A 25,978-nucleotide genomic window follows, 5' to 3' on the forward strand; every position below is an offset into this window, starting at 1 on the left:
ACCTACCACTGAACTTTCATCCGGCAGCGATTAGAGCCTCTGCGGTTTTTGATACGCCAAATGGCGCGGTGTGAGCAACCGGCGGAAACGCGAAGCTTCCATATTGCGTGGCGTTGGAGCCGGTTGCGGCGATGGTTCCGGCATAGGCTGCCGGGGTCTGGTATCCGAGCGATGAGTGCGGTCGGAAATGGTTGTAGTCGTCCGCCCATTCAGCAATAGCGCTGCGGGCATGGTCGAGACCAAAGAACAGGCTTTCATTCAGCAGCTCGTCACGCATGCGGCCGTTGAAGCTCTCGACATAGCCGTTTTGCATTGGCCTTCCTGGTGCGATGTAGTGCCAGTCAACCTTGTGATCTTTCGACCAGGCGAGGATGGCGTTCGAGGTGAGTTCTGTGCCGTTGTCCGAAACAATCACTCCCGGTTTCCCCCGCCGTGGTATCAGTGCCGTCAGTTCACGAGCCACACGGCGGCCGGAGATCGAGGTGTCCGGGATCGCCGCCAGGCATTCGCGCGTCACATCATCGACAATGTTGAGCACGCGGAAACGTCTGCCGCAGGCGAACTGATCGTGGACGAAATCCAGCGACCAGCGGGCATTTGCCTTTGCTTCGACGAGAATCGGCGCACGGGTGCCGACAGCGCGCCGCCTGGCTTTCCGCTTGCGAACGGAAAGACCTTCCTCGCGATACAGTCGATAGATGCGATTGACGCCGGACGGCTCTCCATCGCGCCGAAGCAGAATGAACAGCCGTCGGTATCCGAAACGCCGGCGCTCATTGGCCAGATCGCGCAGCCTCAATCGCAGCTCGACTTCCGGTGGTCGGCAGGATCGGTAGCGGATCATCTTGCGGTCGGCGGATATAATCTGGCAGGCCCGCCGTTCCGAAAGCCCCATAACGGCCTTCAGATGCGTGACCGCGTCACGCTTGGCGGCGGGCCCTACCATTTTTTTGAAAGAAGCTCGCGGAGCGCGGCAACGTCCAGCATCTGCTCGGCCAGCAACTTCTTCAGCTTCGCATTCTCATCTTCGAGCGCCTTCAAGCGCTTCGCCTCGGACACTTCCATGCCGCCGTATTTGGCCTTCCAGTTGTAAAACGTCGCTTCTGAAATTCCGTGCTTGCGGCAAAGGTCGGCGGCCTTTGCGCCAGCCTCCTGCTCACGCAGCACACCGATGATCTGCTCTTCCGTAAATCTCTGCTTCTTCATTCGTCCGTCCTCTGATGGGCCGGACTCTAATCAATTCTGGAGGAAATTCGCAGTGGCAGGTCAGTTCAGATCACCACGCCTACAAGACCGTGTCCGAGGCCCGCGTCGGCATCGGCCGATATCTGACCTTTTACAATAGCCGACGCCCACATTAATCCCTTGACCAGCAGGCGCCGGATCAGACCTACTTCAACGCGCTGGCACCGATGATGGTGGCAGCATAATCGAGGCGGAAATCCACTTAGCAAAACGCCCCGAACTGTTCAGACAAACCGAGCCACCTTTCTACTGATGGCAGGTCAAATCTCTAATGCACACTCAATCTCGGTGCCGTCGTTTTTTTTCAATGATGCCAAAAACAATATTGTTTTTTCAATGTCATCAAAGGGAATTTGACGAATAATATCATCCGGTAAATCCCACCATTTACTAGCTAAAAGGGTTTGTATTGTATCTGCGTCAAATCTATAGTCTATAACTCGTGCGGGACTCTTCGCCACAACGGCATAAGGAGGAACATCCCTAGTGACAACGGCTCTCGCGCCTATAATGGCCCCATCTCCTATTTTAACTCCATTCTTGATCCAAGCACCATCCCCAATCCATACGTCGTTTCCTATAATTACAGGCTCGATATACCAAAATCCGTCGTGGGTTGGCATTTTTTGAGATTTGAAACCTAATTCATCGAAATAGAAAAATGGCGATGTCGATAAAAACGCTTTTGGGTGATTGCCATGCCCTATCACAACTCTTTGACCGATAGAGCAAAATGACCCAATCACAGTTCCTACGCTTACAATACAAATGTCTGGTGCGGCGTAGGAATATTTGCCGATGTGTTGTATGTTCGGAACCCATGTCTCCATCAAATTTGCTTCCGGCTTTTTGTAACGAAAACAATCCAGATAGCGTTTCCAAATAAGATCTTCTTGCTCGAGCGGAACGGGGCCGCTGGTCTTCTCTGCGAGTTTCCTTCTGAAAGACTTTCTAGCTGTTCGGCTCGGGTGAACGCGCGATCCAATTTTCATTTTAAATTTTTGAAGACGTGAGACACGAGGACTCTGAGCTAGGGCGCCTTCGCTGCAGGGTGGTGTAACGGGTTTTTGAGTTCGCGACATGTTCTCAAGAATCATAGAGACATCATAGTCGGTGCGACTTTTTATGAAGTTGGTTATATGCTCAATCTTTTGAATACCACTCCCAGGTTCAAACCGACCATTTGAAAAAAAGAGCGCTCGTCGTTTTATGAATGGGCAGCCATCCTCCACCAGCAGGCGATCTGCACACGTGATTATGAAGTTTGCTGGGGAAACATTGGCATATTTTTCAGTTGATGCCCAGCTAGCGAAAGTATAACCGCGAGCCGCGAAATATGGTGTCTGGGATAGCTCGTGAAGATTAACGGAATCCGCGTAGGTTTCAATTTTTGGGAGTTGATTCCAGTAGTTTTCAAAATCCTTAGTGGAAGTTAAGGACCTGCGATAGGAAACAAAAAAAGATTGAATGTGCTGAACCTCTGACCCATCGGACGTTTTCTGATTATAGCCAGCGATGCCCCACAGATCACATGCAGTTGCATCCATTTTTTTGAACATATCTGAAAGTGGGATTACTGGACCGTACAACGTGAAGTTTGTAACGAGAACTTCGTCAAAACTCGCAATATACTCATATCCCAACTGCTCAAACGCTGCTTTGTAGGCCCAAGCATCAAGCCCATAATTATCTCTAAGTATTAATGTATTCGACACAGATCTCAGTTTATTTAAACCATCTTCGTTTACATGTCCGTTTACAACTACCACTATTTTTGATGCATAATCATGAAGCGAAGTTAACGCATGAATTACATAATTATCTACAATGCCATCGGCGTCCCAAAAAAAATACACAATCAGTCGATTCACTTCTTTCGCGAACGTGGTCACATTAACTCCGTGCATCGTGCAGTCCTTTACTAAACATAACTATTCATAATTCTGTCGCGCAACCTACCAAGGGCGCAACAACAAACGGCACAGGGGGGCGAGATATAATATCCCTACTATTGGCACGGTAAACGACCGATCGCGGTCGTCGACCGCTTATGGGAGGTTATCGGCCGATGCTTCCGCACAACTAACAGCATTCCAACTTAGGCGCTAACGACATGTCCTCGTAAAGATCAGCGTTTGGCGTGAGAGGATGGAGCGCACGGTCTGTCGTACATATCAAGTGCTAACCCCCTGGATGCGTGGAAAACGGCTGTGTTGCGTTTTTGGAGGCAATTACATCTGAGCGCCTTACCTTCCGACGGGGCTTCAACTTCAGAGCTGGTTCTTCAACGAGCTTCCAAGAGAGCATTCCCAGGAGGAGAGTGGGAACTACAGCAAGGAGGAAGTTTAGCGATTGATTGGCCGAAGGTAGGAAGTGCGCAACAATCTGTTGACATAAAAAGCCGTAAAGATATGCCCCGTAGGATAAATCGCCGTATCGCTCAACCCGAGCGAAGACTGGCGGTCCAGCATGACCGAATGCAAGAGTTAGGTATGGCACAACAATCAGCGCCACGACCTCGGAGCGAAGCCAATCGGTGGCAAGCAGCGGGAGCAACAGGAGCATGAGTACAGCTACCTGCAGATTCACGTGTTGCCCCCCTTTGCACCATAATCGATATGCGGCCCCCCAGAGGAAATATGGAGCCATCTCTAATACGTTCAACGAGTTGGTGCCCCAAAAAACTGGGGGCGCATCCGGAATATGCATACGGGTGAACCAAACTGAAGCCGCTGACAGCGCTAGGGCCGCAGCAAGCGCAGCATATCGCGACATTGGCAAAAGAAGAACAAGCGGTATGATGAGATACATCAGAAATTCGACTGGCAGCGTCCAAAGCGAGCCATTTACTGCGTTGGGATAAATGTTGCTCGCAAACACGCCAGGCAAACTATAGTTGGGCAATAAGCCTACGTTCCAGAAATAGCTCCACGTACCGGATTTGTCGAAGTAGGTACTAACGGGCAATGCTGTGAGGGTTGGCCCCACAACGAAAACAGTGACTAGGCAAAGAACGATCAGAGCAGGAAAAATTCGTAAACTGCGCCGCAGAAGGAAGCGCACCATGTTCGGATCTCGGACCCAACTCTCCGATATTAGGTAGCCGCTGATCACAAAAAACACCTTCACCGCCAGCGTGGATACCGGGTTACCCAGATAGCCCGGTCCATGACCACCGGTGAGTGGAAAAGAATGGCCAAACACCACAAGCACAGCAGCGATCAGTCGAATAGCGGCGAAGTTGTCTCCATACTGTTCACTATCAGGCTGATCATGTGTTCTAGTTGCAACCACGCTCATTATTTCCGCCGATCACCGTGGAAAATCCTCGTTTTTTGCCAAGACCCCGATCGCCGTAGGCGAGCCAAGAGTGTTGCAAGTTGTAAGTCTGTCATACTCGCAAGATCCTCAACCCTAGGATCTTTTCGCCCTCTCCGCATCGCAGGCCAACGCAGGGGTACTGACCAGCGCCAACTTTTCGAAGTGAGAATTGCGGTGATCTCCTTCACACAGGACGCCCTGTCTCCTTCATACGCAGGCATTCCGGTCATTGCCAGATTGTACAGATCACGCAATTGTTGCGCAGAGCCGGCCGGCAGTAGGATCGGCAGGCTGTCGATCTTCCGGTAGACCGCGAGGTGGTTTGACTTCCACTCAGCTTCATTGTGGTCAGTACGTGAGGAGTCCTCTGTGAGCTTCCACCAATGATAGATTGAGGTGATCTCTTGGGAAGAGCTCACCCCGACAACAATCGCAACCCGTTGCAAAAAATCCCAGTCTTCAGTGGTTGTCAGCGATTCGTCGAACCTAATGTTGAGTTCGTGAAAGGCGCCCCGTGGAAAGGCCAGCGCGCACGTTGGAGATTGGTTCATCACCAAGTGCTGGACAATGTCGAACTCAGCCCGATACGGATCGAAACCACCGACTGCGCGAACCCCTTTTCTCCCACCAACAGTCACAGTATCAACGTCTTGGCGGGCACAAATCGCACGGAGCATTGCGCCAGGCTTCTTTTCCGCCAGTGTTCGAAAAGTCGAAACCCAGTGCGCCATGGGAATGTCGTCATCGTCCAGAATGGCGATATATTCCCCTAGTGCTTCTTCAAAGCCGCGGTTGAGTGGCCGAGTCCGATTGCCATCTTGGACTCGAATAAGCCGAGTCGCCTTGCGAAGCCACTCCGGACTGTCCTCTATCGCACGTTCTACAGATATTTGCTGTTCAAGCGACAATTTGTGCCCGACTAGGAGCAACTCGAAGTCGCGGTCTTCTTGGCCAGCTAGCGCAGTCAATGCCTCATCTAAGCAGTGGGGACGCTTGCCCTGAGTTCGCATGACAATGGACAAGAATGGACGTGCGGAGTGTCGCACACTATCTTCAAGGTAAGCGTGGTCGCTAACTTGCGGTCCTGCAACAACCAAACTTACAAATTGATTTACAACGGCCGAATCATCAACATTCTCGCGCAAGGTTTTCAAAAGGGAATGAAGTGTTGTTCCCGTTGCAAGCGCTGGGTGAGTGTTGGGGAAATATTGATCGCTGCTAACCAACGTCACGTCGTTGCGATCAACAATATGCAACCCGGCAGTCCCAAAGGTCCGCTTAAGCGAGGTGCGACTGAATAACCTAGTATGCGTGTGGTCGAGCAAACCCGAGCGCGTATAGTCCCAATGACCGAATGCTAATTTGAAGCCAACATCCCGGTGCGCAACATTAGGAACGCTAATAACCGCTGGAGCATTTGTTTTCCCAATTAGCTCGCGAATGACGCGCAAAACCATATCGCCATTTGGCAAGTGCTCGAGCGTGTCAAGCATTGTCAATGAGCTCACCTGTCGCACGCCCAAGATCTCTCGAAGAGCGTTCAATGTCTGCTCGTACGTATCGAACAGCAGTTCATGGGCTTCGAAGCCACGACACTTGAGCGATTGCAAACCGTCTGCCGCGCCATCAATACCAATGTAGTCGCACCCTAGTATCTCTGTGAGCGGCTCAGCAATTCGGCCAAAACCACAACCTAGATCGAGATGAACGGTTCGGGTACTAGTCTGCATTTCCGGCTCAAGGGGTCGATATCGCATAAGCAACGCCACAGCATGGCCGTAGACGTTGTCTCGCTCAAATGCATGATCATAGTGTCCATCTGGGTTCAACATCAGAGTACAAACCTATGTTTGGTATAAAAATGACCATCGAATCCGCCAATACGATGGGCAGCGTCTCGTGGTGCCGGCAGCGTCCCAGCGGCCTTCTTCTCCTCGAACTTCGTGAGTGCGGCTAGTTCGTCGGAACCACCATTGCGAAATGCAGATGCAATTCGCTTAACCAGATCAGGTCTTGACCACTTGTGGGCCATCAATAAACTTGCCTCGGCCGAGTAGCGACGTTCCGCGCTAGATGGCTGCCACGCACCTCGTTGCGAGACACGTTTGTCATGAAAAACGACGGCACTAGGCATGAAAATCACCTTGTATCCCGCCTCGCGTATACGCCATGAATAATCTACATCATCGCAATACAGAAAAAATGTGTCTGCATCAAAACCCTCAATCGAGTTAAAGAGAGCGGTCGGGGTCAGCGCGCAAGCGGTCGTCGCCCACCCTGTCTCGCCAGTAGTTGGGTCGTAGGCCTTGGGATGCTCGATTGGAAGTTGTTTAGCCTCCACCATACCCGTCTTTTCGTAGCTGAATGGTGCAAGCATGTTTTCGAACAGCCGTGGGGAAACCACTACGTCGGGATTGAGAATGAGCAGAAAGTCGGTATCTGCGTGCTCCGATAGGCGATTGTGCCCTCGAGCGGAACCAAGGTTCTCGTTAAAAAAACAATACGATAGGTCAAACGTCCCTGAAAACTCAGCTACGAAGCGCTCAAGGGTAGCCTCAGAAAGACAGCGTTGCGCAGACGTATCGCCATAACTCACTCGGACCTCGGTACAGTGTCCGTCCCTTACAGCAAGTTCAATTGCCCTTGCGAGCGACTCCAGAGCTCTGCCGATAGACGCTTCATCTACATGATACAGTATTGATTGAACCTGAATCGACACGCCGCAATGGCTTGTTTTTTGTAACTGAAGCATGTTCCCTACTATCTAGCCTTAGTCCTCTAACGCAGCCCGGCAAGCATGCGCCTATTAAATGTGTCCACGACGAATCAACCAATCGCCGACGCGCTTTGACCCTTCGACAAACGATACCTTCGACGAAACACCTGTTGCTGCACGCATTGCACCTACGTCGGCAATAGCTGCCCTGACATCTCCGTCCCGAAACTTGCCGCAAATTACAGGCTTAGCTGCCCCATGCAGTTCAGCAATAACTTCGGCGGCTTCCAAGATAGTTGTTTCCGTCCCGGTGCCCACGTCAAATTTGTGATCAACACCACTATTGTCTGCCAACACACGTGCGATAACTTCAACTACATCATCAATGTGAACGAAGTCGCGACCTATAAGCCCGTCCTCGTACACCGGTATCGCCTGACCTTCTCGAGCAAGCCGATGAAATACATTGATAATGCCGGTATACGAGTTATAAGGCGACTGCCCTTCGCCATACACGTTTTGAAGTCGCAGTATACTCAGGGGTACTCCGAATGCTCCACACCACGAAGCGAGAACGTGCTCCTGCGCTAGCTTGGTCGCCCCATATACACTGGTCGGCCGTGGTACGACAATCGAAGCGTTGTGCGGGAGAGGTATAGCGGCCGCTCCGCTGGGGCCGCTCGGTACCCATTGCCCTTTGGCCAGCATTTCATGGGTCCGAGGTTTTGGATAGAAATCTACTCCAGTCGAAGTGTCCCGCCACATGCCCTCACCATAAATAGCACGGCTTGACGCCAAGACGATGCGGTTGGGTCGAACATTCGCGCGTGCGAACGCATCGAGCATTTCCGTTGTCCCTACTACATTTACCGACGCATGACGTGTTGCTTCGGTAAGCGACTGCGCTGTTCCCGTTTCCGCGGCCAAATGTACAATCTTCACCGGTCGATATTCTGCTAGCAGGTCAGCCCAAGTATTCGCGTCTCGCACGTCCCGCTTCAGTAGAATGACGCGGTCGTCCATAAACTCGGACCGTTCTCCACTCGGATGTACCTGCTCAAGAAAGCTATCGACAGTGACCACCGGCAGATCAGAGGCACAAATTAGCTTGCTGAGAGCTGAGCCAATAAACCCCGCACCTCCAGTTACTAGAATACAATCACGCATTTAATCGCTCCGGCTATTTTTTTACGTAGGTCGGCAGGCTTTTTTCCGCCCATAAGCATAATGTTTTTTGTCGTATATAGCCCAGAAAATAACAAATCTACGTGGCTAGGCCGATTTTCCCCACTAATCGACGCAATGAGAAGCCGCTAGGGCGCGTTTGGCGGTCACACGGCATCGACGAATTAGCGCTACGTGTGGACAAGGCAAAATATCAACCGCATAGGCGCATAGCCCTCATAAGGTGATGAGGTGGGGCGGCCTCTGCACTTAACACTGCATTAGCGTCCTAAAGGCCCTGACATGCTTAGAGAATATTGCGCCTCCGCTGCAACGGCCAACCGCTCAGGATAGATCCGCAGGCTGATTCGTGGTTTGCAAATGATGCAGGCACACTATAACAATTAAGCTCGAGGGTGATCAAGCATATCGGTGAAGCCTGGCTGCTCCGCTCGACGAGGCCGTCAAATATGGCGGGCAATGCCATAAAGAAGGTACTCGTTACTCCAAACATCCGCGCTCGAGCCGGGCGGATTCCTATATAGTGAATCCTGCCGCCGCGTGGCGATAATGCTGTGGCCAAGGGGTCAGCGTTCCCGAATCCACGAGTCCATCATCTTGCCCTCCGCGGCTACGAGAATTCTGACGGTTTTCTTGACCTGTCCTTCTCCCGGCACGCAGCAGGATTTCAGAACTCAGGTGCAAAGACGTGGAGGTTCTAACCCGAGTGTGCCGACGAAACGCAGGGATAGTCAGCTTGTTCTGAAGCCTTGGATCAAGCCGGACGATAAATGTCAAAAACTTTCATGATTGTACGCTTTAGGACGAGCCTTGCATTATTGCACGCTCATGCTCCTCAGCATGGTTGCTTTTGATCAATAAAAGGTATTGCTGAAGGTATTCTGATGCCAACTGTTCGATTTCAAAGCATTTACCCAAGCTATTTGCGGTCTGGCGTAGTTCCTCCCTCAAAGATGCTTCGAGAATTCTCTCCATGAATTGCGAAAGCTCATCCACAAACATTTCTGTATCGTCAATTGGCTGAAAAATGATGCCAGCTTGTTTTGAACCAAGTGTCGTCATACTTCGGATTTCACCAACGTCGGTGGTAATGCACGGAACTCCGACCTGAAAAGCCTGAATAAGGCTTAGCGGGAATGACTCGCCTGGATATCGGCTGGGAAGCAGCGCCACGTCACTAAGTCGATATAGTCCATGAACCTCGCTGATGAATCCGAGAAATTGAATCGTTGGATCGCTGGCCGCGATCTTTCTGGCATCTTCCACGCTGGTTCCCTCTCCAGCCAAAAGTAATGCCAATGAAATGTCTGGGCGGCGTTCTCGCAATTTCAGGTAAGCTTGAACGGTCTCGACCCATCCTTTGCCCTCAACACCTCGTGCTGCCAGAGAAAAGACAATCGTGTCTTTCGATATTCCCAATTCGGTTCGAGTTTTTGGAAATGGTCTCTCATCCAACGGAATGGCATTTCGTACTTTTAAGAACTTACTGTCTGGGATGTTCAAGCCTTCAAACGGTGCAAGGTTACGCTCGGCTAAATATGCGAAACGATCGACCTTCTTGCTCCATCGACTGATCCTAGTCTTCGAAATTTTCATCGCTTCGTACGAACCATGTAAGGTGGAGAAGTATGCGCATGGCAAGTGGCCGCTGTCGAGGAAGAGTTTATCTACGTTCGCGACGTGGGAGTGAATAATCGATATCCCAGCGCGCTCCACAAAATTAACTACTCCCATTTCTCTTACCTGGCTTGCATTGTAGATGGGAATAGCAGGATTTAGCAATTGTTTCACCCGCTGTTGATCATCAGTCGTGTGAACCTGTAAAAGCGAAACGAGCACTCCCAGGTCGTGGAGCGCATTTGCCAAATGGATAGGGAATATTTCGCCGCCGCCAAACGTAAAGCCGAGCAGTCCAATTAAGACGTGGGGCTTCAGTCGGGAAGTTGCTCGCAGTTCATCGCTTTTAATAATAGATTCGAACTCTACGCCACTTACACGCGACCGTCGAAAATTCTTATAGGCTTCGTCGAGAAAGCGGTTGAGTGTTTCTTCTGATATAGGCCATTTTGATTTCAAGACTCTCATGATTTGAAAGTATTCGTTATAATATGAAGGGTCGCTTTGCGCTTTTTTTCCTGACGTATTATTCGGATGAATGCGAAAATAGCTGACCGCCGTGGGTTCGTACGCTATTTGTCCGCCTCCTGCGACTACGGAGTATAGGAACCAATCGCCCATAATCTTGAATTCCGAGGCTTGAATCCAAACCTCGTTGGAAATAGGAAATCGACGCCATAGTGAGCCTCCAACATTGGGGATCACATTTTTAACGCCAAAACCTTTGCAAAACCATTCGGACGCGGGGCGGACGATGGTGCGATCCCATATGCCCGGTTCGCATTGCTCGCGGTAGTCATCCAGTCCCTCCACAAATTCACCTGAGGTATTGGCGTATTGGACGCTTCCGAAAGAGAGCATCACGCTAGGGTCTCTGAAGGCGCGGATTGCACGTTCTACAAAGGTTGGCTCGCAGAAGTCATCGCTTTCGCAGATCCACAAGATGTCGCCCGTGGCCTGGGAGTGACCATTCTGCCACTGCCGAAATACATTGCCTGAATTCTTCGTCGCGAGTATTGACTTTATGCGTCCCGGATATTTGTCAACATAGGCTTCTATGACCTCGCGACTGTTGTCGGTTGAACAGTCGTCCAGAATGATGATGTCAATGAGTGGGTAGGTTTGATTGAGAATACTTTCAATGCGTTGTGGCAGGTATTTCGCATGATTGTAGTTTGGAACAATAGCGGTAACTCTGAGCCCATTATTGCTGCCTAACTCTGCGTTACGTTTTGCCAGCGCCTCATTTTGATTGACGCGCCGATAATATTTCATGCAGAATTGGTCGACTTTTTGCACCAGCAACATCGGATCACGTTTCTCTGCCGACTTGAAAAAACGCGCGCGTCGACGCGGGCTGAACCACTTGAGTTTCGACATTCTGTAGAGCAGGCGTGAGTAAAGGAGGTTCTTAAGCAGTCGTGTCAGCGACACTTTGCTTGCCCAATTTCCACGTTGGAGTGAATCTACCTCTCCGGATATAAAATCGATGTCCGCGAAGAGATTTTCAATCTGATTGCTTTCGTTTTCACGGTGTCCGCCCAAATCGTATTCCTAACTCTGCACAGGTTGCGGCAAATGCTTCGCATTTTGATCGCGATACCGTATTATGGTTTGCAAGTCGAGCGCATCATCTTATAGGTGTGCTGTGACACATAGGTATATTACTTGTGTGTCGACAAATATCCGGCCGTTCTGCTCAAGTCTTTTTCTGAGAGCTTGTCGACGCCGCGTTTAAAAGTTCGGACCAGATCTTAGCAAGAGCACCGTGAAGGAATCCAAGAGCTTTTGCCCTACGTCGAGCCGAAAAAAACACGTGCGGTGACAAAAGGAGAAGGCAGCCTTGCAACAGGGTGGAAGTTTTAGCAAAGGGTCGATGATGCTTTTGCCCGGCATAAATCTTTGACTGAGCCATGTGGTACGCCTTGAACCTAGCAATCTCGGGGGATCTTCCAGAGGAATAACCAGCAAAGTGAACTACTGTGGAGTTTCGTACAAATCTCAACTCGCCAAGAGCCGATAACCTTAGGGATAGATCATCATCTTCATGGTACATGAAGATACTCGGATCGAAGCCACCGATGTAATCAAAACTCTTCTTTGATACAAAAAGCGCTGCGCCGCTCAGCACCGGAACCACAGCGTCTGCGCTTGGCCAACCTTTTTTCATGTAGTGTTGGCGGGGCAAAAGCCATGAGCGTCGCTTAAAATACGGGCTTCCGTCCTCGTTATAAATTCGTGGATTAAATGCAATTGCTGAGGGATACTGGGCCGCTGCCTGAAGAAGACCTTCGATTGCCCCCGGATTGAGTCTGGCGTCGGGATTTAAAAACAAAATCCAGGGAGTTTGCGCAACGTCAGCACCAGCATTGCACCCCCGGCCAAACCCGAGATTGTGATCGAGTTTCACAATTATCACGTTCCTGTGGGGAGGGAGGTCAGCAAAGGTATTGGTATGACCATTGTCGACTAAGATAATAGGGGTCTCGTCCGGGATTGCTGTAACCAAATCCCGGATAAGCCTATCGCTGTTATAGCAAACCGAAACCACTGTAACGGCGGAGAGTGGCAACGCTGTCATATCACTCCAATAGAATCTACCTTTGAGTTCAGTGTATCGGAAGGAAGCTTGCAGCTCACTGCAGATACTGAATGACTGCCCATCCTTTAAGGTGCGGCAAGCTTTCTTAAATAAACGCCGTAATCGCCTTTACCCGCGTTTTCTGCTAGCAACGCAAAATCTGCGTGTGTAATGAAACCCTTAGTCATCGCAATCTCTTCCGGGCAGGCGATCTTGAATCCCTGTCGCTTTTCAAGCGTGCGGACGAACTCGCCGGCTTCAAGGAGACTGTCAGGGGTGCCAGTATCGAGCCAAGCATAGCCGCGGCCCATGATCGATACCTTTAACTTGCCGCGGTCGAGATACACACGATTAACATCCGTTATCTCGTATTCGCCACGGGGCGACGGTTTGAGATTGGCTGCGATGTCGACTACATCTGCGTCGTAGAAATAGAGACCGGTAACTGCCCAGTTTGATTTCGGTTTGAGCGGTTTTTCTTCGATGGAAAGAGCACGCATTTCGCTGTCGAAGTGGACCACGCCATATCTTTCCGGGTCGTTGACGTGATAGGCAAACACGGTCGCGCCGTCGTTAACGCTGGTACCGCTCTCAAGCAAGTCGGGCAGGCCGTGACCGTAATAGATGTTGTCACCCAGGATAAGGCAGGATGGCGAGCCGGCCACAAAGTCCGCGCCGATCATATATGCCTGCGCCAGCCCATCCGGGCTCGGCTGAACGGCGTATTCGATTGAAAGTCCCCATTTCGATCCGTCGCCCAGAAGGTTTTGGAAAAGAGGCATGTCGTGGGGTGTCGAGATGATCAGTATCTCACGAATACCGGCCAGCATGAGGGTGGTCAGCGGATAATAGATCATCGGTTTGTCGTAGACAGGCAAAATCTGCTTCGAGACCGCCAGTGTCATGGGGTGGAGGCGCGTGCCGCTGCCGCCGGCCAGAATGATGCCCTTCATGACTTTTCCTTTTTGGTCTGCGCAAGAGCGGTGACCACCTCGCGAGTTGATGTTTGCCAACTGGGAAGCTTTAGTCCGTAAATCTCTTCTAGCTTCCTACAGTTAAGCCGCGAGTTTGCCGGGCGTGGGGCCGGAGTTGGGTATTGCTTAGTCGTGATGTCGTTGACGATCATCGACTTTCCGCCGTTTTCCGCTGAAAATGCGAATATCTGTTTCGCAAAATTCGCCCAGGTCGTTTCGCCTGTTCCAGACAGATGAAAAATCCCACGAAGAGAAGCGGAGGAATCTTCCACGAGCTTTCTTGCAATTGCTACCACCGCAGCAGCAATATCGGTGGCTGAGGTAGGGCATCCGAACTGGTCCGCGACCACATTAATCTCGTCGCGACTCTCGCTCAGTTTGAGCATGGTTTTCACGAAGTTATTGCCATATTCCGAGTAGACCCATGCCGTCCGCAATACCACATAATTGTCGGTTGCCTCCGAAACGGCTCTTTCGCCCTTGAGCTTTGAGCGTCCGTAAATAGAAGTAGGACCTGTCGGATCACTTTCCACATAAGCCGTGGCCTTGCTGCCGTCGAAAACATAGTCCGTGGAAAGATGAATGACGGGAACGCCAAGTTCTTTTGCCGCCTGCGCGACCGCCTTTGCTCCATCCCGATTGACGGCAAAAGCGATGTCCGGCTCGCTTTCTGCCTTGTCGACGGCGGTGTAGGCGGCAGCCGATACCACGACATCTGGCTTGGCCTCACGAAGCGCCTGCAGGACATTCTCCGGCCGCACGAGATCGAGTTCGGGTCTTCCTAAGGTCACGATTTCAAGATCTGCGCCCGCCAAAGCTTGAAGGGCGCTCACGACCTGTCCGTTTCTGCCGGTAACTGCCAGCCGCATACGATTAGCCCTTTGTCAGAACGCCAAGGCGCTCTCCGGAGTACACACCTTCACGCAGCGGCTGCCACCACCATGCATTGTCAAGGTACCATTCCACAGTCTTGCGAATGCCGGTGGCGAAGTTTTCTTGCGCTTTCCAGCCGAGTTCGGTTTCCAGTTTTGTCGCGTCGATGGCGTAGCGGGCATCGTGGCCGGGACGATCCGTCACATATTGGATGAGATTCGCATAGGGTTTTGATTGCGGGCGCAACTCATCGAGAATGGAGCAGATGCAGTTTACCACATCGATATTCTTCTGTTCATTTCTGCCGCCTACATTGTATTTTTCTCCGGCAAGGCCTTTTTGCACGATAAGCCAAAGCGCGCGTGCGTGGTCTTCCACGTAAAGCCAGTCGCGTATGTTGGCGCCGTTTCCATAGACCGGCAGCGGCTTGCCTTCCAAGGCGTTGAGAATGATCAGAGGAATGAGCTTTTCCGGGAAGTGGAATGGCCCATAATTGTTGGAGCAGTTGGAGATCACGACTGGAAGGCCATACGTGCGCTGCCAGGCCGTGGCGAGATGATCGCTTGCGGCTTTCGAGGCGGAATAGGGCGAGGAAGGGTCGTAAGGCGTTGTTTCCTCGAAAAGGCCGTCGTCTCCGAGCGAGCCGTAAACCTCGTCGGTGGAGACGTGAAGCATGCGGAAATTCGCCTTGGCGTCATCCGCAAGGCTGCTCCAATATTGCCGCGCTGCTTCCAGCATTGTGAAAGTGCCGTTTATATTGGTCTGAATGAAATCAGCGGCGCCGGTTATGGAGCGATCGACATGGCTTTCGGCGGCCAGGTGCATCACATAATCCGGCTGAAATGTCGCGAAGGCGTCATTCATTGCGGCTCGGTCACATATGTCGGCCTGGAGAAAACGATGGTTCGGCGCGTTTTCAATGGGCTTGAGGGAGGCTAGGTTCCCCGCATAAGTCAGCTTGTCTACAGTGAGGACATCCGCACCGACCTCGCTTACAAGGTAACGTACGAGGGCTGAGCCGATAAATCCGGCGCCGCCGGTAACTAGAACGCGCATCATCAGTTCTCGGTGTTTCGGTAGGTGAAATATTCGGGCAATTCGGACAGGAGCGGTTGCTTGGCGTCCTTGTCGGAAAGCACGCAGTCGGCCACGTTCGGCCAGTTGATGCCGATGGCAGGGTCGTCCCATTTAACGCCGCGGTCGTGCGCTGCGCTGTAGGGGGCGGTTACCTTATATGAGATAACCGTGTCTGCAACGAGCGTCATGAAGCCATGGGCAAACCCAGCCGGCACCCAAAGCTGCTCACCGTTTTCCGGTGACAGCTCGACCGCGGCCCACTGACCAAAGGTGGGTGAGCCTGTTCTGATGTCGACCGCCACATCGAGCAGTCGCCCACGAATGCATCGAACAAGTTTGCCCTGCGCAAAAGGTTCTGTCTGAAAATGGAGTCCGCGAACGGTTCCGGCTTGGGCGGACAGGGATTCATTATCTTGTACGAACTCTACATTCGCTACATTTTCGCGAAACCACTCTCGTTTGAAAACCTCGCTGAAGTAGCCCCTGTTGTCGCCGAAACGAGCCGGGATTATCTTTTTCAAGCCTGATATCGGAAATACTTCTAGTTGCACTTCGCGGATCCTGTCTCATCTGCCTACTCAAGGTGATATGGCTTTATCGGGACGGACAGTCAATAACGCTTTCTTGATCACCTACACAAGGGTATGGTTCGTTAGTGCATAAAGGACGATGATGTTGACGGTCAGCGGCCCTTCTTACTTCCACATCGCCCGCATCCTTGCCCCCACATCAATCCGGATCTGCTGAGCGCTCCGCTCCGAAGCTGCAATCGAAACCAACGGCCAGCTCATCGTCTCAAAAAACTGCAGCAATGTCGCCGGTATGAAGCGGGTTCTGGCAGCGTAGACATGCCGGTCGCCCTGAGAACTCTGCCCACCAGTGAAGAAACGTTGCGGGGTGATCAGCGACAGGTTGTCCTTGGCGCGGGTCATGGCGACGTAGAGTAGCCGGCGCTCTTCCTCCAGTTCCTGGCTGGTGCCGACCCCGAGGTCGGAGGGTATACAGCCATCGACCACGTTGAGGATGAACACGGAACGCCATTCCTGGCCCTTGGCCGAATGGATGGTAGAGAGGCTGAGATAGTCTTCGTCGAGAAGCGGGACGCCGGCCTGATCGCTGGTGGCGTCCGGCGGGTCAAGCGTCAGCTCGGTCAGAAAACGCTCGCGTGAAGGATAGCCGCCGGCGATCTGCTCGAGTTGCTGCAGATCGGCCTTGCGGGTGTCGGCATCCTCATGGATGCGTTCGAGATGGGGCTCGTACCACAGGCGCGCCAAGCCGATTTCGCCCGGCCAGCCGTTCGGGCCCCGCCGCAGCCCCACTAGCAATTGCGTGAAAGCCGTCCAGTCGTCACCGGTCTTCGGCGGCGGTGGAATTTCGGCAAGGGCAAGCAGGGGCTCCGGGTCCGGGGCTATCGTATCGAGGATATTGCCGGCCTTCTTCGGCCCGATGCCTGGCAGCATCTGCAGCAGCCGGAAACCGGCGACGCGGTCGCGCGGGTTCTGGGCGAAACGGAGCACCGCCAGCATGTCCTTTACATGGGCGCTGTCGAGGAATTTCAGGCCGCCGAATTTGACGAAGGGGATATTGCGGCGGGTGAGTTCAACTTCGAGCGGGCCGCTGTGGCTAGAGGTGCGGAACAGCACGGCCTGCTGTTTCAGCGTCGTGCCGGTTTCGCGATTGGCAAGAATCTGGTCGATGATGAAATTCGCCTGTTCGGTTTCATCCTTCACCGTCACGAGCTTCGGGCGCTCGAGCGACTGCCGCTCTGTCCACAGGTTCTTGGTAAAACGTTCACGCGCCAGGTCGATGACGCCATTGGCGGCGGCCAGAATAGGCTGCGTCGAGCGATAGTTGCGATCCAGCGTGATGATATCGGCCGCCGGGTTGAAGCACGCCGGAAAATCGAGGATGTTGCGCACCGTCGCGGCCCGGAACGAATAGATCGACTGCGCATCGTCGCCCACCACGGTCAGGCCGCGGCCACCGGGTTTCATTGCCATCAGCACCGAGGCCTGCAGCCGGTTGGTATCCTGATATTCATCCACCATCACATGGTCGAAACGGTTGCCGATATCATCAGCCAGAATGGGATCGCTGACCATCTGCGCCCAGTAGAGCAGGAGATCGTCGTAATCGAGCACGTTCTGGATCTGCTTGGCCTCGACATAGGCTGCAAACAGTTCCTTCAGTTCGCTCTGCCAGTCGGCGACCCATGGATAGTGTTGGCGAAGAATGTCTTTTAACGGCGTCTGGGAATTCACGGCGCGCGAATAGATCGCAAGGCATGTCCCCTTCGTTGGAAAGCGGCTTTCTGTCTTGGAAAAACCGAGTTCGTGCCGGACAAGGTTCATCAGGTCGGCGCTGTCCTCGCGGTCGTGGATGGTGAAATCGATATTGAGCCCGATCTGTTCGGCATAGATGCGCAACAGGCGTGCGCCGATACCGTGAAACGTGCCTGACCAGGCCAGTGCATCGGTCATGATTGCCGAATTTGCCCCGATAACCTGCTTGCAGATCCGCTCGACACGCCGCGACATTTCGGAGGCAGCCCGCCGCGAAAACGTCATCAGCAGAATGCGGCGGGGATCGGCGCCATTCACGATCAGATGGGCGACGCGGTGGGCGAGCGTATTGGTCTTGCCGGAACCGGCGCCGGCAATGATCAGCAGCGGACCGGCCGTCTCTCCATCCGCCAGGCCGACACCGTGTTCCACCGCCTTGCGCTGCTGCTCGTTCAACTTGTCCAGATAGGCAACCGCCATCCTCGCATTCCCTAATATTCGCGCATCCACGAGGGTCGCTTCAGAAATTGCCACGGCGGTATCGGTCCACCGGTCGCGTCGTTGCTGCGATGATTAGCAAAGACTCACTTATGAAGCTAGAACAAATGCTGAACGCATGGCCTTTGCTGTTTTTGGCCGATTCCGACGTGATGCCACGGCGTTACGGCAGAAGTAACGCTCGGCGAATCTTTAGGGAAAATGGAGACCGGCTGAACTGATCCAGACGCGAGCGGCCCCTTCCGTTTTCACAGGAAGCTGCTTTCGAACAGCTCAGCGGAGTAGGGCGCATGGGTCACGCCGGCTTCAAGGTCTGCCTTGGTCAGTTCATCGACGAAACTTCCATTCTGCATCACGAGAACCCGGTCACACATATGGGCGATGACCGCGAGATCGTGGCTGACGAGAACGAAGGTCAGGTCCCGTTCCTCGCGCTGGTCGGCAAGCAGGTTCAGGATTTCCGCCTGGATAGAGACGTCCAGCGCCGATGTCGGCTCGTCGAGCAGCAGGATCGGCGGCTCGAGTATCAGGGCGCGGGCGATGGCCACGCGCTGGCGCTGGCCACCCGAAAGTTCATGCGGAAACCGTTCGGCAAAATGTGCGGGCAGGCCGACCTGCTGCAGGGCAGCGGGCACTTTCGACCAGCCGTCGCCGAGACCCATGGCGCGGATCGGTTCGGCCAAGGCCCGGCCGATGCGATGGCGCGGATGCAGAGAACCATAGGGATCCTGAAACACCATCTGTGCCAGTTTCAGTTCCTCGCGGCCGCGCAGCTTGCCGACCGGCTTGCCGTTGAAGCTGATCGATCCGGTCCAGCCGGCCTCCAGCCCCGCCAGTGACCGCAGCAAGGTCGATTTGCCGCAACCGCTCTCGCCGACGATGCCGAGCGTTTCGCCTTTATTGACCGTGAGGCTGACGCCGCGCACGACGTGGTTTTGGTTTTCTTTCGTGCCGTAGACGACATCAAGCTTGTCCACCGTGATCATCGCAGCACCTCCGCATCGATTGCCTGACGGTCCAGCACCTTGAGGCGCCGGACGGGATTGCGGGGATCGGGCATCGCCGCGATCAGGCCCCGTGTATAGGGATGCTGCGCATCTTCGAGCTTCGTCAGTGTCTCCACCACGCGCCCGCCATACATGACCAGAACGCGCTCGCAGAAGGCTGCGACCATGCGGATGTCGTGGCTGATGAGGATCAGGCCGGCATCGTTCTCGCGCACCATCTCATCCAGCAGCAGCAGGACATCCTTGCGCACGCTCACATCGAGAGCCGAGGTCGGCTCGTCGGCGATGACGAGCTTTGGTTTTGCCAGCAGCATCATGGCGATCATAACGCGCTGCCCCATGCCGCCCGAAATCTGATGTGGGTAGAGCCCCATCACCCGGTCGGGGTCACTGATGCGGACGCGCAGCAGCATATTGCGTGCAGCGTCTCTTGCCGCCGCACCCTTAAGCGCCAGATGCATTTCTGCCGCCTCCGCCACCTGTTTTCCGATCGGCAGCACCGGGTTCAGCGAATAACGCGGGTCCTGCATGATCAGCGCCATCTCGCTGCCGCGGATCGCGCCCATCTGGCGCTCGGATTTTTCGAGCAGCGGTTGCGAGAGGAAATCCATGCGCTCGGCGGTTACCGTGGCGCTTTTTGGCAGAAGCCGCATGGCCGCCCGGCCGGTCGTTGACTTGCCTGAGCCGGACTCACCGACGATGCCGACCCTTTCGCGGCCGACATCGAAACTGACATCGGACACGGCCGGAATGCTGTTGCGGCCGAACCGGACATTGAGGTTGCGGACCGAGAGGATGGGGGAGCTATCAGGAGCGGGCATGGCGCGGGTCCAGAAGGTCGCGCAGCGTATCGCCGGCGATGTTGAAGGCAAGGCTCGTGAGCAGGATGGCGATGCCGGGCATGACGGCGACCCACCAGTAGTCGAGCATGAATTTGCGGCCGCTCGAGATCATGGCTCCCCACTCCGGCAGCGGCGGTTGCGCCCCGAGGCCCAGGAAGCCGAGCGAAGCCGCGGTCAGGATGATGCCGGCCATGTTCAGCGTCAGTCGCACGATGACGGAGGGAATGCACATCGGCGCTATGTATAAAAACAGGATGCGCAGCGGCGAGGCACCATAAAGGCGGGCGGCGGCAACGTAGTCGGTATTGCGAACGACCAGCGCTTCCGCACGGGCAAGGCGCGCAATCGGCGGCCAGGCCGTCAGCGATATGGCGATGATCGCCGTACCGAGACCGGCACCCATGGCGGCCGCAAAGGCAAGGGCCAGAACGAGCGACGGGAAGGACAGCACGATATCGGTGGCACGCATCAGGATCGCATCGGTGCGTCCGCCGAAGAAACCGGCCATCACACCGATGGCGAGGCCGATCGGACCAACGATGATCGAGACCGAAAGCACGGTCTGGATGGTGATGCGGGTGCCATAAACGAGCCGGCTGAAAATATCGCGGCCGAATTCGTCGGTGCCGGCCAGATGCGCCCAGCTCGGAGGCTGAAGCGCGTTTTCGAGAACCTGGCTGGCCGGGTCAAACGGGGCAATCAGTGGCGCGAAAACCGCAACCAGAACCAGAATGGCCAGGATTGCAAAACCGAACATGCCAAGCGGTTCGTCCGCGAGCTTCCGCAGCGTGCGCCCCGTGGTGGTTGACAGGCGGGAGAGGGCGCTGCGGCGAGGAACGGGATTGGTGTGGGTGATGTCGGTCATCGTGCGACCTCCCGCGTCCGCGGATCGAGCGTTGTGTAGGCGAGATCCGCAAGGAAATTGAGCAACATGAAGATGAAGCCGATGACGATTGTGGCCGCAAGGATGGCATTCATGTCGCCGATGAGCAGCGCGTTAGTCATGTACTGACCGATACCAGGCCAGGAAAAGACGATCTCGGTAACGACGGCGCCTTCCAGCAGGTTGCCATAGGAGATTGCGAGAACGGTAATCAGCTGCACGGCGATGTTGGGAAGCACATGCCGGGTTATCGTCCGTGTCGGGCTGACGCCCTTTGCCCGTGCGGCGATCACATAGTCCTGGCTAAGCTGCTCAAGCGTGAAGGCGCGGGTCATGCGGGTAATATAGGCCATTGCCATATAGGCCAGAATGATGGCCGGCAGGATGATGTGCGACAGCGCGTTCCAGAAGATTTCCGTTTCGCCCGCAAGCAGGCTGTCGACGAGCATCAGCCCCGTTTTCGGTTCAACGATGCCTTCGTAGAAAACATCGACCCGACCGGGTCCGCCGACGAGGTTGAAGCTGGCGTAGAAAATCACAAGGCCGACGATGCCGAACCAGAAGACCGGTATCGAATGTCCGACCAGCGCAAAGACGCGCGCGAACTTGTCGATGAACGTATCCCGGAAGAGGGCGGCAGCGAGGCCTAGCGGAACACCGATGATGGTGGAAATGATGATGGCGAGCGTGGCGAGCTCGAAGGTGGCGGGGAAGGCCTGTGCCAGATCGCGGGTCACCGGGTTCCCGGTCAGGATCGCAATGCCGAAATCGCCATGGAGCAGGCCGCGCAGATAAATGAAGAACTGCTGGTAGAGCGGCAGATCGAGACCAAGCCGTGCCCTCATCGCCTCATAGGCTTTGGGATCGGCAAGCTCGCCGACGATCGCGCCGACCGGATCGGTCGGCATGACGCGGCCGATGATGAACGTGATGCAGAGCAGGATGAAGAGGCTGACGATCAGTTGCAGGAAACGATGTCCAAGCCCGCGCAGGGAAATCTCAGTCATTGCTGGCCGCGCTTTCCTGCAGGAAGCCCTTCAGTGCCGGAGAACGCAAACGCCGCTCGCCGCAGACGCGCAATTCTCCTCTGTAAAAACTCTTGATGGTACTTCATCCCAACTCCTCCCTGAGCTAACATGAAAACATATGACGTGCTGTCATGTCATCATATGAGTAGCGAAGGGATTCGTATTCTGCAAGAGGGAAGAGTGGCATGATTGGCGATAAGGCGAGGCCGCGGGAGAGGCGGGCACAACAGATCATCGATAATCTCAGCGCAGAAATTCGCAGTGGAAAACTGAAAAATGGTGACCAGGTGCCCACCGAACCGCAGCTTGAGCGGACCTATGGCGTGAGCCGGACGGTAGTGCGCGAGGCAATCGCCGACCTTCGGTCTGCGGGTTATGTCGTTCCCATCCAGGGCAAGGGTGTTTTCGTCAGCAATGCCAGCGAATGGACCGGCGTGAAGCTGACGCAATCGGAAGTCGGCACGATCGCCGAAACCTTGGAAATGCTGGAATTCCGGCTTGCGACGGAAGGCGAGGCGGCGGCGATTGCCGCTTATCGCCGGACGGCCCAGCAGGAGGCTGCAATCTCTGCGGCGCATAGGAAAATGGCGCGCGCCATCGACGCCGGCGAAACCACTGTCGATGCCGATTACGAGTTTCATTCCGCCATCGCGATTGCCACCAATAACCGCTTTTACCTTGAGGCTCTTCGCCAGTTCGGCTCACGCTCCATTCCGCGTGGTCAATTTCCGACGCTGCCGGAAACCGGCAATGCGAATTATCTGCGCAAGGTGCAGGCAGAGCATGAGGCTATCCTGCGGGCCATCGTAGAGCAGGATCCCGAGGCGGCACGAAAAGCCATGCGTGAGCACATGCTTGCGAGCCAGCGTCGGTACCGGTTGCTTTCGGAAGCGCAATAGCATCTCGACACTCATCTTATTTCATGCGATGTCATATGATGACTTGCATGGGAGAGGAGAGAATCGATGTATGTCGGTACCCAGGTTGCTGCGCGCGATGATGAGGATTTCAAGGTTTGGGCGCAGCTCGGTGTCAAAAACATAAGCGCTGACCCGCCCGGAAAACCCGCTAGCTGGGTTCTGGACGACTTCGAGCGTCTGCGCGACAAGGTCGAAAGCTTCGGCCTCGTTCTGGACATGGTGCAATTGCCGCTGCCGTCCCGTCCCATCGAACAGGCATCGTATCCGGATATCCTGCTTGCCGGTCCGGAGCGTGACCGGCAGATCGACGCCGTCTGCACGATGATTGAAAATATCGCCAAAGCCGGCATTCCGGCGGCGAAATACAATCTCAACCTCATCGGCATTCCGCGCACCGAAATGGAACTTGGCCGCGGCGGTTCGCTGAACGAAGCCTGGCGGTGGGACAAGGCCGACCACAATGCCGATCCGGGTCTGGCCGGCGTTCTCTCCGAAGACGAGAACTGGGAGCGCATCGATTATTTCCTCGAGCGCGTGGTGCCGGTTGCCGCAAGCAACAAGGTGCGCCTCGCCTGCCATCCGCATGATCCCTACACACCGCCCGGCTACAAGGGTGTCACCCGTGTGCTTGGAACCATCGAGGGGCTGAAGAAATTCGTGCAGATGCGTGAAAATCCCTATCACGGTCTGAATTTCTGCCAGGGGTCCATCGGCGAGATGCTCGACAATCCGCGCGAGGAGATCGACGATATCATCCGCTGGTTCGGCAGCCGCGACAAGATTTTCAACGTCCATTTCCGCAATATCAGCGGCGGCAAGCTGTCCTTCATGGAAACCTTCCCCGATGAAGGCGATATGGACATGGTGCGCTCGCTGAAGCTCTATCACGAACTCGGCTATCGCTACATGATCATGCCTGACCATGTGCCGACGATCGCCGGCCGTGATCCTGTCGGTGTCGCTTTCGGTTTTTGTTACGGCTACATCGCAGCGCTTATCGAAGCGCTGGATAACAAACATCTCTGACTTTTTGGGTCGGTGGCGCTGCGCAGTGCCGCCGGCCTTTTTCCATCTTGAATGACCGATCTGTAGGAGGAGCAGGTATGAAAAAATCTATGATCCGTCTCGCATTCACCACGGCTTTGGGCGCGATGCTGATGCAGGCGTCCCCAGTTTTCGCCAAAACGCCGAACGACCAGCTCATTGTCGCAACGTCGCTGGCGCAGGTGCTGTCACTGGATCCGCATCAGGCCACCGAAGCAAAAGCCAACGAAATCATGGCCAATCTCTACGATCGGCTGATTTCCGTCGATGGGTCGGGCAAGGTTTCCCCGCAGCTCGCCGAGCGCTGGGAAACGGACGAGAAGGGCATCACCTTCCATCTGCGCGAAGCGAATTTTGCCTCCGGCAACCCGGTAACCTCGGCAGATGTCGTGTATTCGTTCAGCCGGCTGTTGAAGATGAACCAGGCAGCCGCCGCGAACCTGAAGCGCGTTGGCTACAATGCCGATAATGTCGACAAGCTGGTGACCGCCCCGGATGAAATGACCGTGCGGATTGGTCTTTCGGGGGAGACGACCTCCGAATTGCTGCTCTATCGCCTCGCAATGGTCATCGCCAGCGTCGTCGATAGCAAGGAGCTCAAGTCGCATGAAGTCAATGGCGATTGGGGCAATGGCTGGCTCAGAACCAATTCCGCCGGTTCCGGGCCCTTCACGCTCAATCGCTGGTCGCCGAATGAGATCATCATTCTGGAGGCAAACAAGGATTATGTGGCCGGCAGCCCGAAAATGCGCCGCGTCATCGTGCGACATGTGCCGGAAAGCCAGGTCGAGCGCCTGATGCTGGACCGTGGTGACATCGATATCGCCAGCGCGCTGACCGCGGCCGATCTCGCCACCTTCAACAATAAGGAAGGCTTTCAGATCCAGCGCGTGCCGACGGGCGGTTTTTACGTCCTGTCCATGAATGCCGGCAAGGAGCCCCTGTCGAACCCGAAGGTTCGTGAAGCGATTGCCTATGGTATCGATTACAAGGGGATGGAAAAAACCATCATGGGGCCTTACGGCCGGACGCGGACCGTGCCGGTGCCGGAGAACTTCGAATACGCCATCCCGAGTCCGGACTGGAAACTCGACGTTCCCAAGGCCAAGGAACTCCTCAAGGAGGCCGGTTATGAGAACGGCTTCACGCTCAATCTGAAGACGATTGCGCAGACGCCACGCATCGACCTTGCCACTGCTATTCAGGCCTCGCTCAGCCAGATCGGCATCAAGGTCAATATTCAGCAGGGCAATGGTTCTGACGTGATCGCAGCGCACCGTGCACGCGATTTCGATCTGCTCATTCCGCAGACCGGCGCTTATATGCCCAATGTACTCGGATCGATGGAGCAGTTTTCCAGCAACCCCGACAATTCGCTTGCCGCCAACAATGCCGGCAATTTCGTCTGGCGCTCGGCCTGGGACATCCCGGAACTGACGGCGCTCACGGCCAAGGCTTCGCTGGAGCCCGATGCCAAGAAGCGGGGGGAAATCTACACGCAGATGCAGGAGATGTTCGTTGCCCAGAAGCCGGCAGTGCTGCCGATGTTCGAGAGATTCGAGCCTATCGTGCTGAATGCGCGGGTGAAGGACTATGTCGGGCATCCAAGCCAGACGACCCGCCTGGAAAACGTGACAAAGGAATAACGGCCAGGCAAATGCTTCCCATGAATAGAGAGCGGGCGGTTTTACCGCCCGTTTTTATTTCAGTCTGCTTGGCGGCTTGCGGTAACCTCGGCTCTTTGGCTTGCACGGCTTGAAGCGCCAGCCACGATGTCGCGTGCATTTTCTGGAAATACGCAATTCTTGCGACTATCCCGTGAATTTTTGGGGTTTTCTCCAAGGCTTCACCGGATTAGACACCGGTGGTGACCATTCCTTCCGTC

General features: G+C 54.6%; 20 protein-coding genes and 1 pseudogene. 4 read left to right on the forward strand and 17 right to left on the reverse strand.

Annotated features, from left to right (window positions below; all coding sequences use genetic code 11):
- Positions 1–16 precede the first annotated feature (16 nt).
- Positions 17–1,206, reverse strand: a protein-coding gene (locus ATU_RS21590) for an IS3-like element ISAtu5 family transposase (protein ID WP_113519821.1) whose coding sequence is annotated in 2 segments (ribosomal slippage) — positions 17–954 and positions 954–1,206 — 1,191 coding nt in all. Because the reading frame shifts where the segments join, the coding sequence is not laid out codon by codon here.
- A 74-nt stretch (positions 1,207–1,280) separates the two neighbouring features.
- Between ATU_RS21590 and ATU_RS21595 the strand changes: the two are divergent.
- Positions 1,281–1,430, forward strand: a pseudogene (locus tag ATU_RS21595) (integrase core domain-containing protein); the annotation flags it as partial.
- Between the two features lie 75 nt (positions 1,431–1,505).
- Here the strand turns inward: ATU_RS21595 and ATU_RS26940 are convergent.
- From ATU_RS26940 to ATU_RS21675, 16 genes are all read right to left on the reverse strand, one after another.
- Positions 1,506–3,137: a rhamnan synthesis F family protein gene (locus ATU_RS26940; protein WP_272872550.1), complete on the reverse strand. Its 1,632-nt coding sequence runs from the start codon at positions 3,135–3,137 to the stop codon at positions 1,506–1,508.
- Positions 3,138–3,426: 289 nt separating this feature from the next.
- The gene (locus ATU_RS21605) at positions 3,427–4,545 is read right to left on the reverse strand and encodes an acyltransferase family protein (protein WP_010974005.1); all 1,119 of its coding nucleotides are present in this window, start codon (positions 4,543–4,545) and stop codon (positions 3,427–3,429) included.
- Positions 4,545–6,398: a methyltransferase domain-containing protein gene (locus ATU_RS21610; RefSeq protein WP_010974006.1), complete on the reverse strand. Its 1,854-nt coding sequence runs from the start codon at positions 6,396–6,398 to the stop codon at positions 4,545–4,547. The genes ATU_RS21605 and ATU_RS21610 overlap by 1 nt, the downstream gene beginning before the upstream one ends.
- Complete coding sequence (locus ATU_RS21615) at positions 6,398–7,318, reverse strand: glycosyltransferase (protein ID WP_010974007.1); 921 nt, start codon at positions 7,316–7,318, stop codon at positions 6,398–6,400. Before ATU_RS21615 ends, ATU_RS21610 begins: the two co-directional genes overlap by 1 nt.
- A 54-nt stretch (positions 7,319–7,372) precedes the next feature.
- Positions 7,373–8,449, reverse strand: a complete 1,077-nt coding sequence (locus ATU_RS21620) for an NAD-dependent epimerase/dehydratase family protein (RefSeq protein ID WP_010974008.1) — start codon at positions 8,447–8,449, stop codon at positions 7,373–7,375.
- A gap of 816 nt (positions 8,450–9,265) precedes the next feature.
- Positions 9,266–11,629 (reverse strand): glycosyltransferase, encoded by a 2,364-nt coding sequence (locus ATU_RS21625; RefSeq protein ID WP_010974010.1) that lies wholly within the window; start codon positions 11,627–11,629, stop codon positions 9,266–9,268.
- Between the two features lie 154 nt (positions 11,630–11,783).
- Positions 11,784–12,665, reverse strand: a complete 882-nt coding sequence (locus tag ATU_RS21630; protein ID WP_010974011.1) for a glycosyltransferase family 2 protein — start codon at positions 12,663–12,665, stop codon at positions 11,784–11,786.
- Positions 12,666–12,751: 86 nt separating this feature from the next.
- Entirely contained in the window at positions 12,752–13,618 is an 867-nt protein-coding gene (gene rfbA / locus ATU_RS21635) for a glucose-1-phosphate thymidylyltransferase RfbA (protein ID WP_010974012.1), read from the reverse strand.
- Positions 13,615–14,508, reverse strand: coding sequence for a dTDP-4-dehydrorhamnose reductase (gene rfbD, locus ATU_RS21640; RefSeq protein ID WP_010974013.1), 894 nt, complete (start codon positions 14,506–14,508; stop codon positions 13,615–13,617). The genes rfbA and rfbD overlap by 4 nt, the downstream gene beginning before the upstream one ends.
- Positions 14,509–14,512: 4 nt before the next feature.
- The gene (gene rfbB / locus ATU_RS21645; protein WP_010974014.1) at positions 14,513–15,568 is read right to left on the reverse strand and encodes a dTDP-glucose 4,6-dehydratase; all 1,056 of its coding nucleotides are present in this window, start codon (positions 15,566–15,568) and stop codon (positions 14,513–14,515) included.
- Positions 15,569–15,570: 2 nt separating this feature from the next.
- Entirely contained in the window at positions 15,571–16,140 is a 570-nt protein-coding gene (gene rfbC / locus ATU_RS21650; protein ID WP_010974015.1) for a dTDP-4-dehydrorhamnose 3,5-epimerase, read from the reverse strand.
- 144 nt (positions 16,141–16,284) lie between these two features.
- The gene (locus ATU_RS21655) at positions 16,285–18,351 is read right to left on the reverse strand and encodes an ATP-dependent helicase (RefSeq protein ID WP_010974016.1); all 2,067 of its coding nucleotides are present in this window, start codon (positions 18,349–18,351) and stop codon (positions 16,285–16,287) included.
- A 266-nt stretch (positions 18,352–18,617) separates the two neighbouring features.
- A complete protein-coding gene (locus ATU_RS21660) occupies positions 18,618–19,355 on the reverse strand; it encodes an ABC transporter ATP-binding protein (RefSeq protein ID WP_010974017.1) in 738 nt (245 codons plus the stop codon).
- A complete protein-coding gene (locus tag ATU_RS21665; RefSeq protein WP_010974018.1) occupies positions 19,352–20,197 on the reverse strand; it encodes an ABC transporter ATP-binding protein in 846 nt (281 codons plus the stop codon). Before ATU_RS21665 ends, ATU_RS21660 begins: the two co-directional genes overlap by 4 nt.
- Positions 20,184–21,083 carry an ABC transporter permease gene (locus ATU_RS21670; protein ID WP_006312459.1) on the reverse strand — a complete coding sequence of 300 codons (900 nt, stop codon included), beginning with the start codon at positions 21,081–21,083 and terminating at the stop codon, positions 20,184–20,186. The genes ATU_RS21665 and ATU_RS21670 overlap by 14 nt, the downstream gene beginning before the upstream one ends.
- On the reverse strand, positions 21,080–22,108 hold the full coding sequence (locus tag ATU_RS21675) for an ABC transporter permease (protein WP_006312458.1): 1,029 nt from the start codon (positions 22,106–22,108) through the stop codon (positions 21,080–21,082). Before ATU_RS21675 ends, ATU_RS21670 begins: the two co-directional genes overlap by 4 nt.
- 206 nt (positions 22,109–22,314) lie before the next feature.
- Here ATU_RS21675 and ATU_RS21680 point away from each other — a divergent pair, with 206 nt between their 5' ends.
- From ATU_RS21680 to ATU_RS21690, 3 genes are all read left to right on the forward strand, one after another.
- Positions 22,315–23,028: a FadR/GntR family transcriptional regulator gene (locus ATU_RS21680; RefSeq protein WP_010974019.1), complete on the forward strand. Its 714-nt coding sequence runs from the start codon at positions 22,315–22,317 to the stop codon at positions 23,026–23,028.
- Between the two features lie 66 nt (positions 23,029–23,094).
- Positions 23,095–24,075, forward strand: a complete 981-nt coding sequence (locus tag ATU_RS21685) for a mannonate dehydratase (RefSeq protein WP_010974020.1) — start codon at positions 23,095–23,097, stop codon at positions 24,073–24,075.
- 125 nt (positions 24,076–24,200) lie between these two features.
- Positions 24,201–25,739, forward strand: a complete 1,539-nt coding sequence (locus tag ATU_RS21690) for an ABC transporter substrate-binding protein (protein ID WP_370363071.1) — start codon at positions 24,201–24,203, stop codon at positions 25,737–25,739.
- Positions 25,740–25,978: the final 239 nt, after the last annotated feature.

Origin of the sequence: Agrobacterium fabrum str. C58 (genome assembly GCF_000092025.1) — a bacterium.
GTDB classification, from domain to species: Bacteria; Pseudomonadota; Alphaproteobacteria; order Rhizobiales; family Rhizobiaceae; genus Agrobacterium; species Agrobacterium fabrum.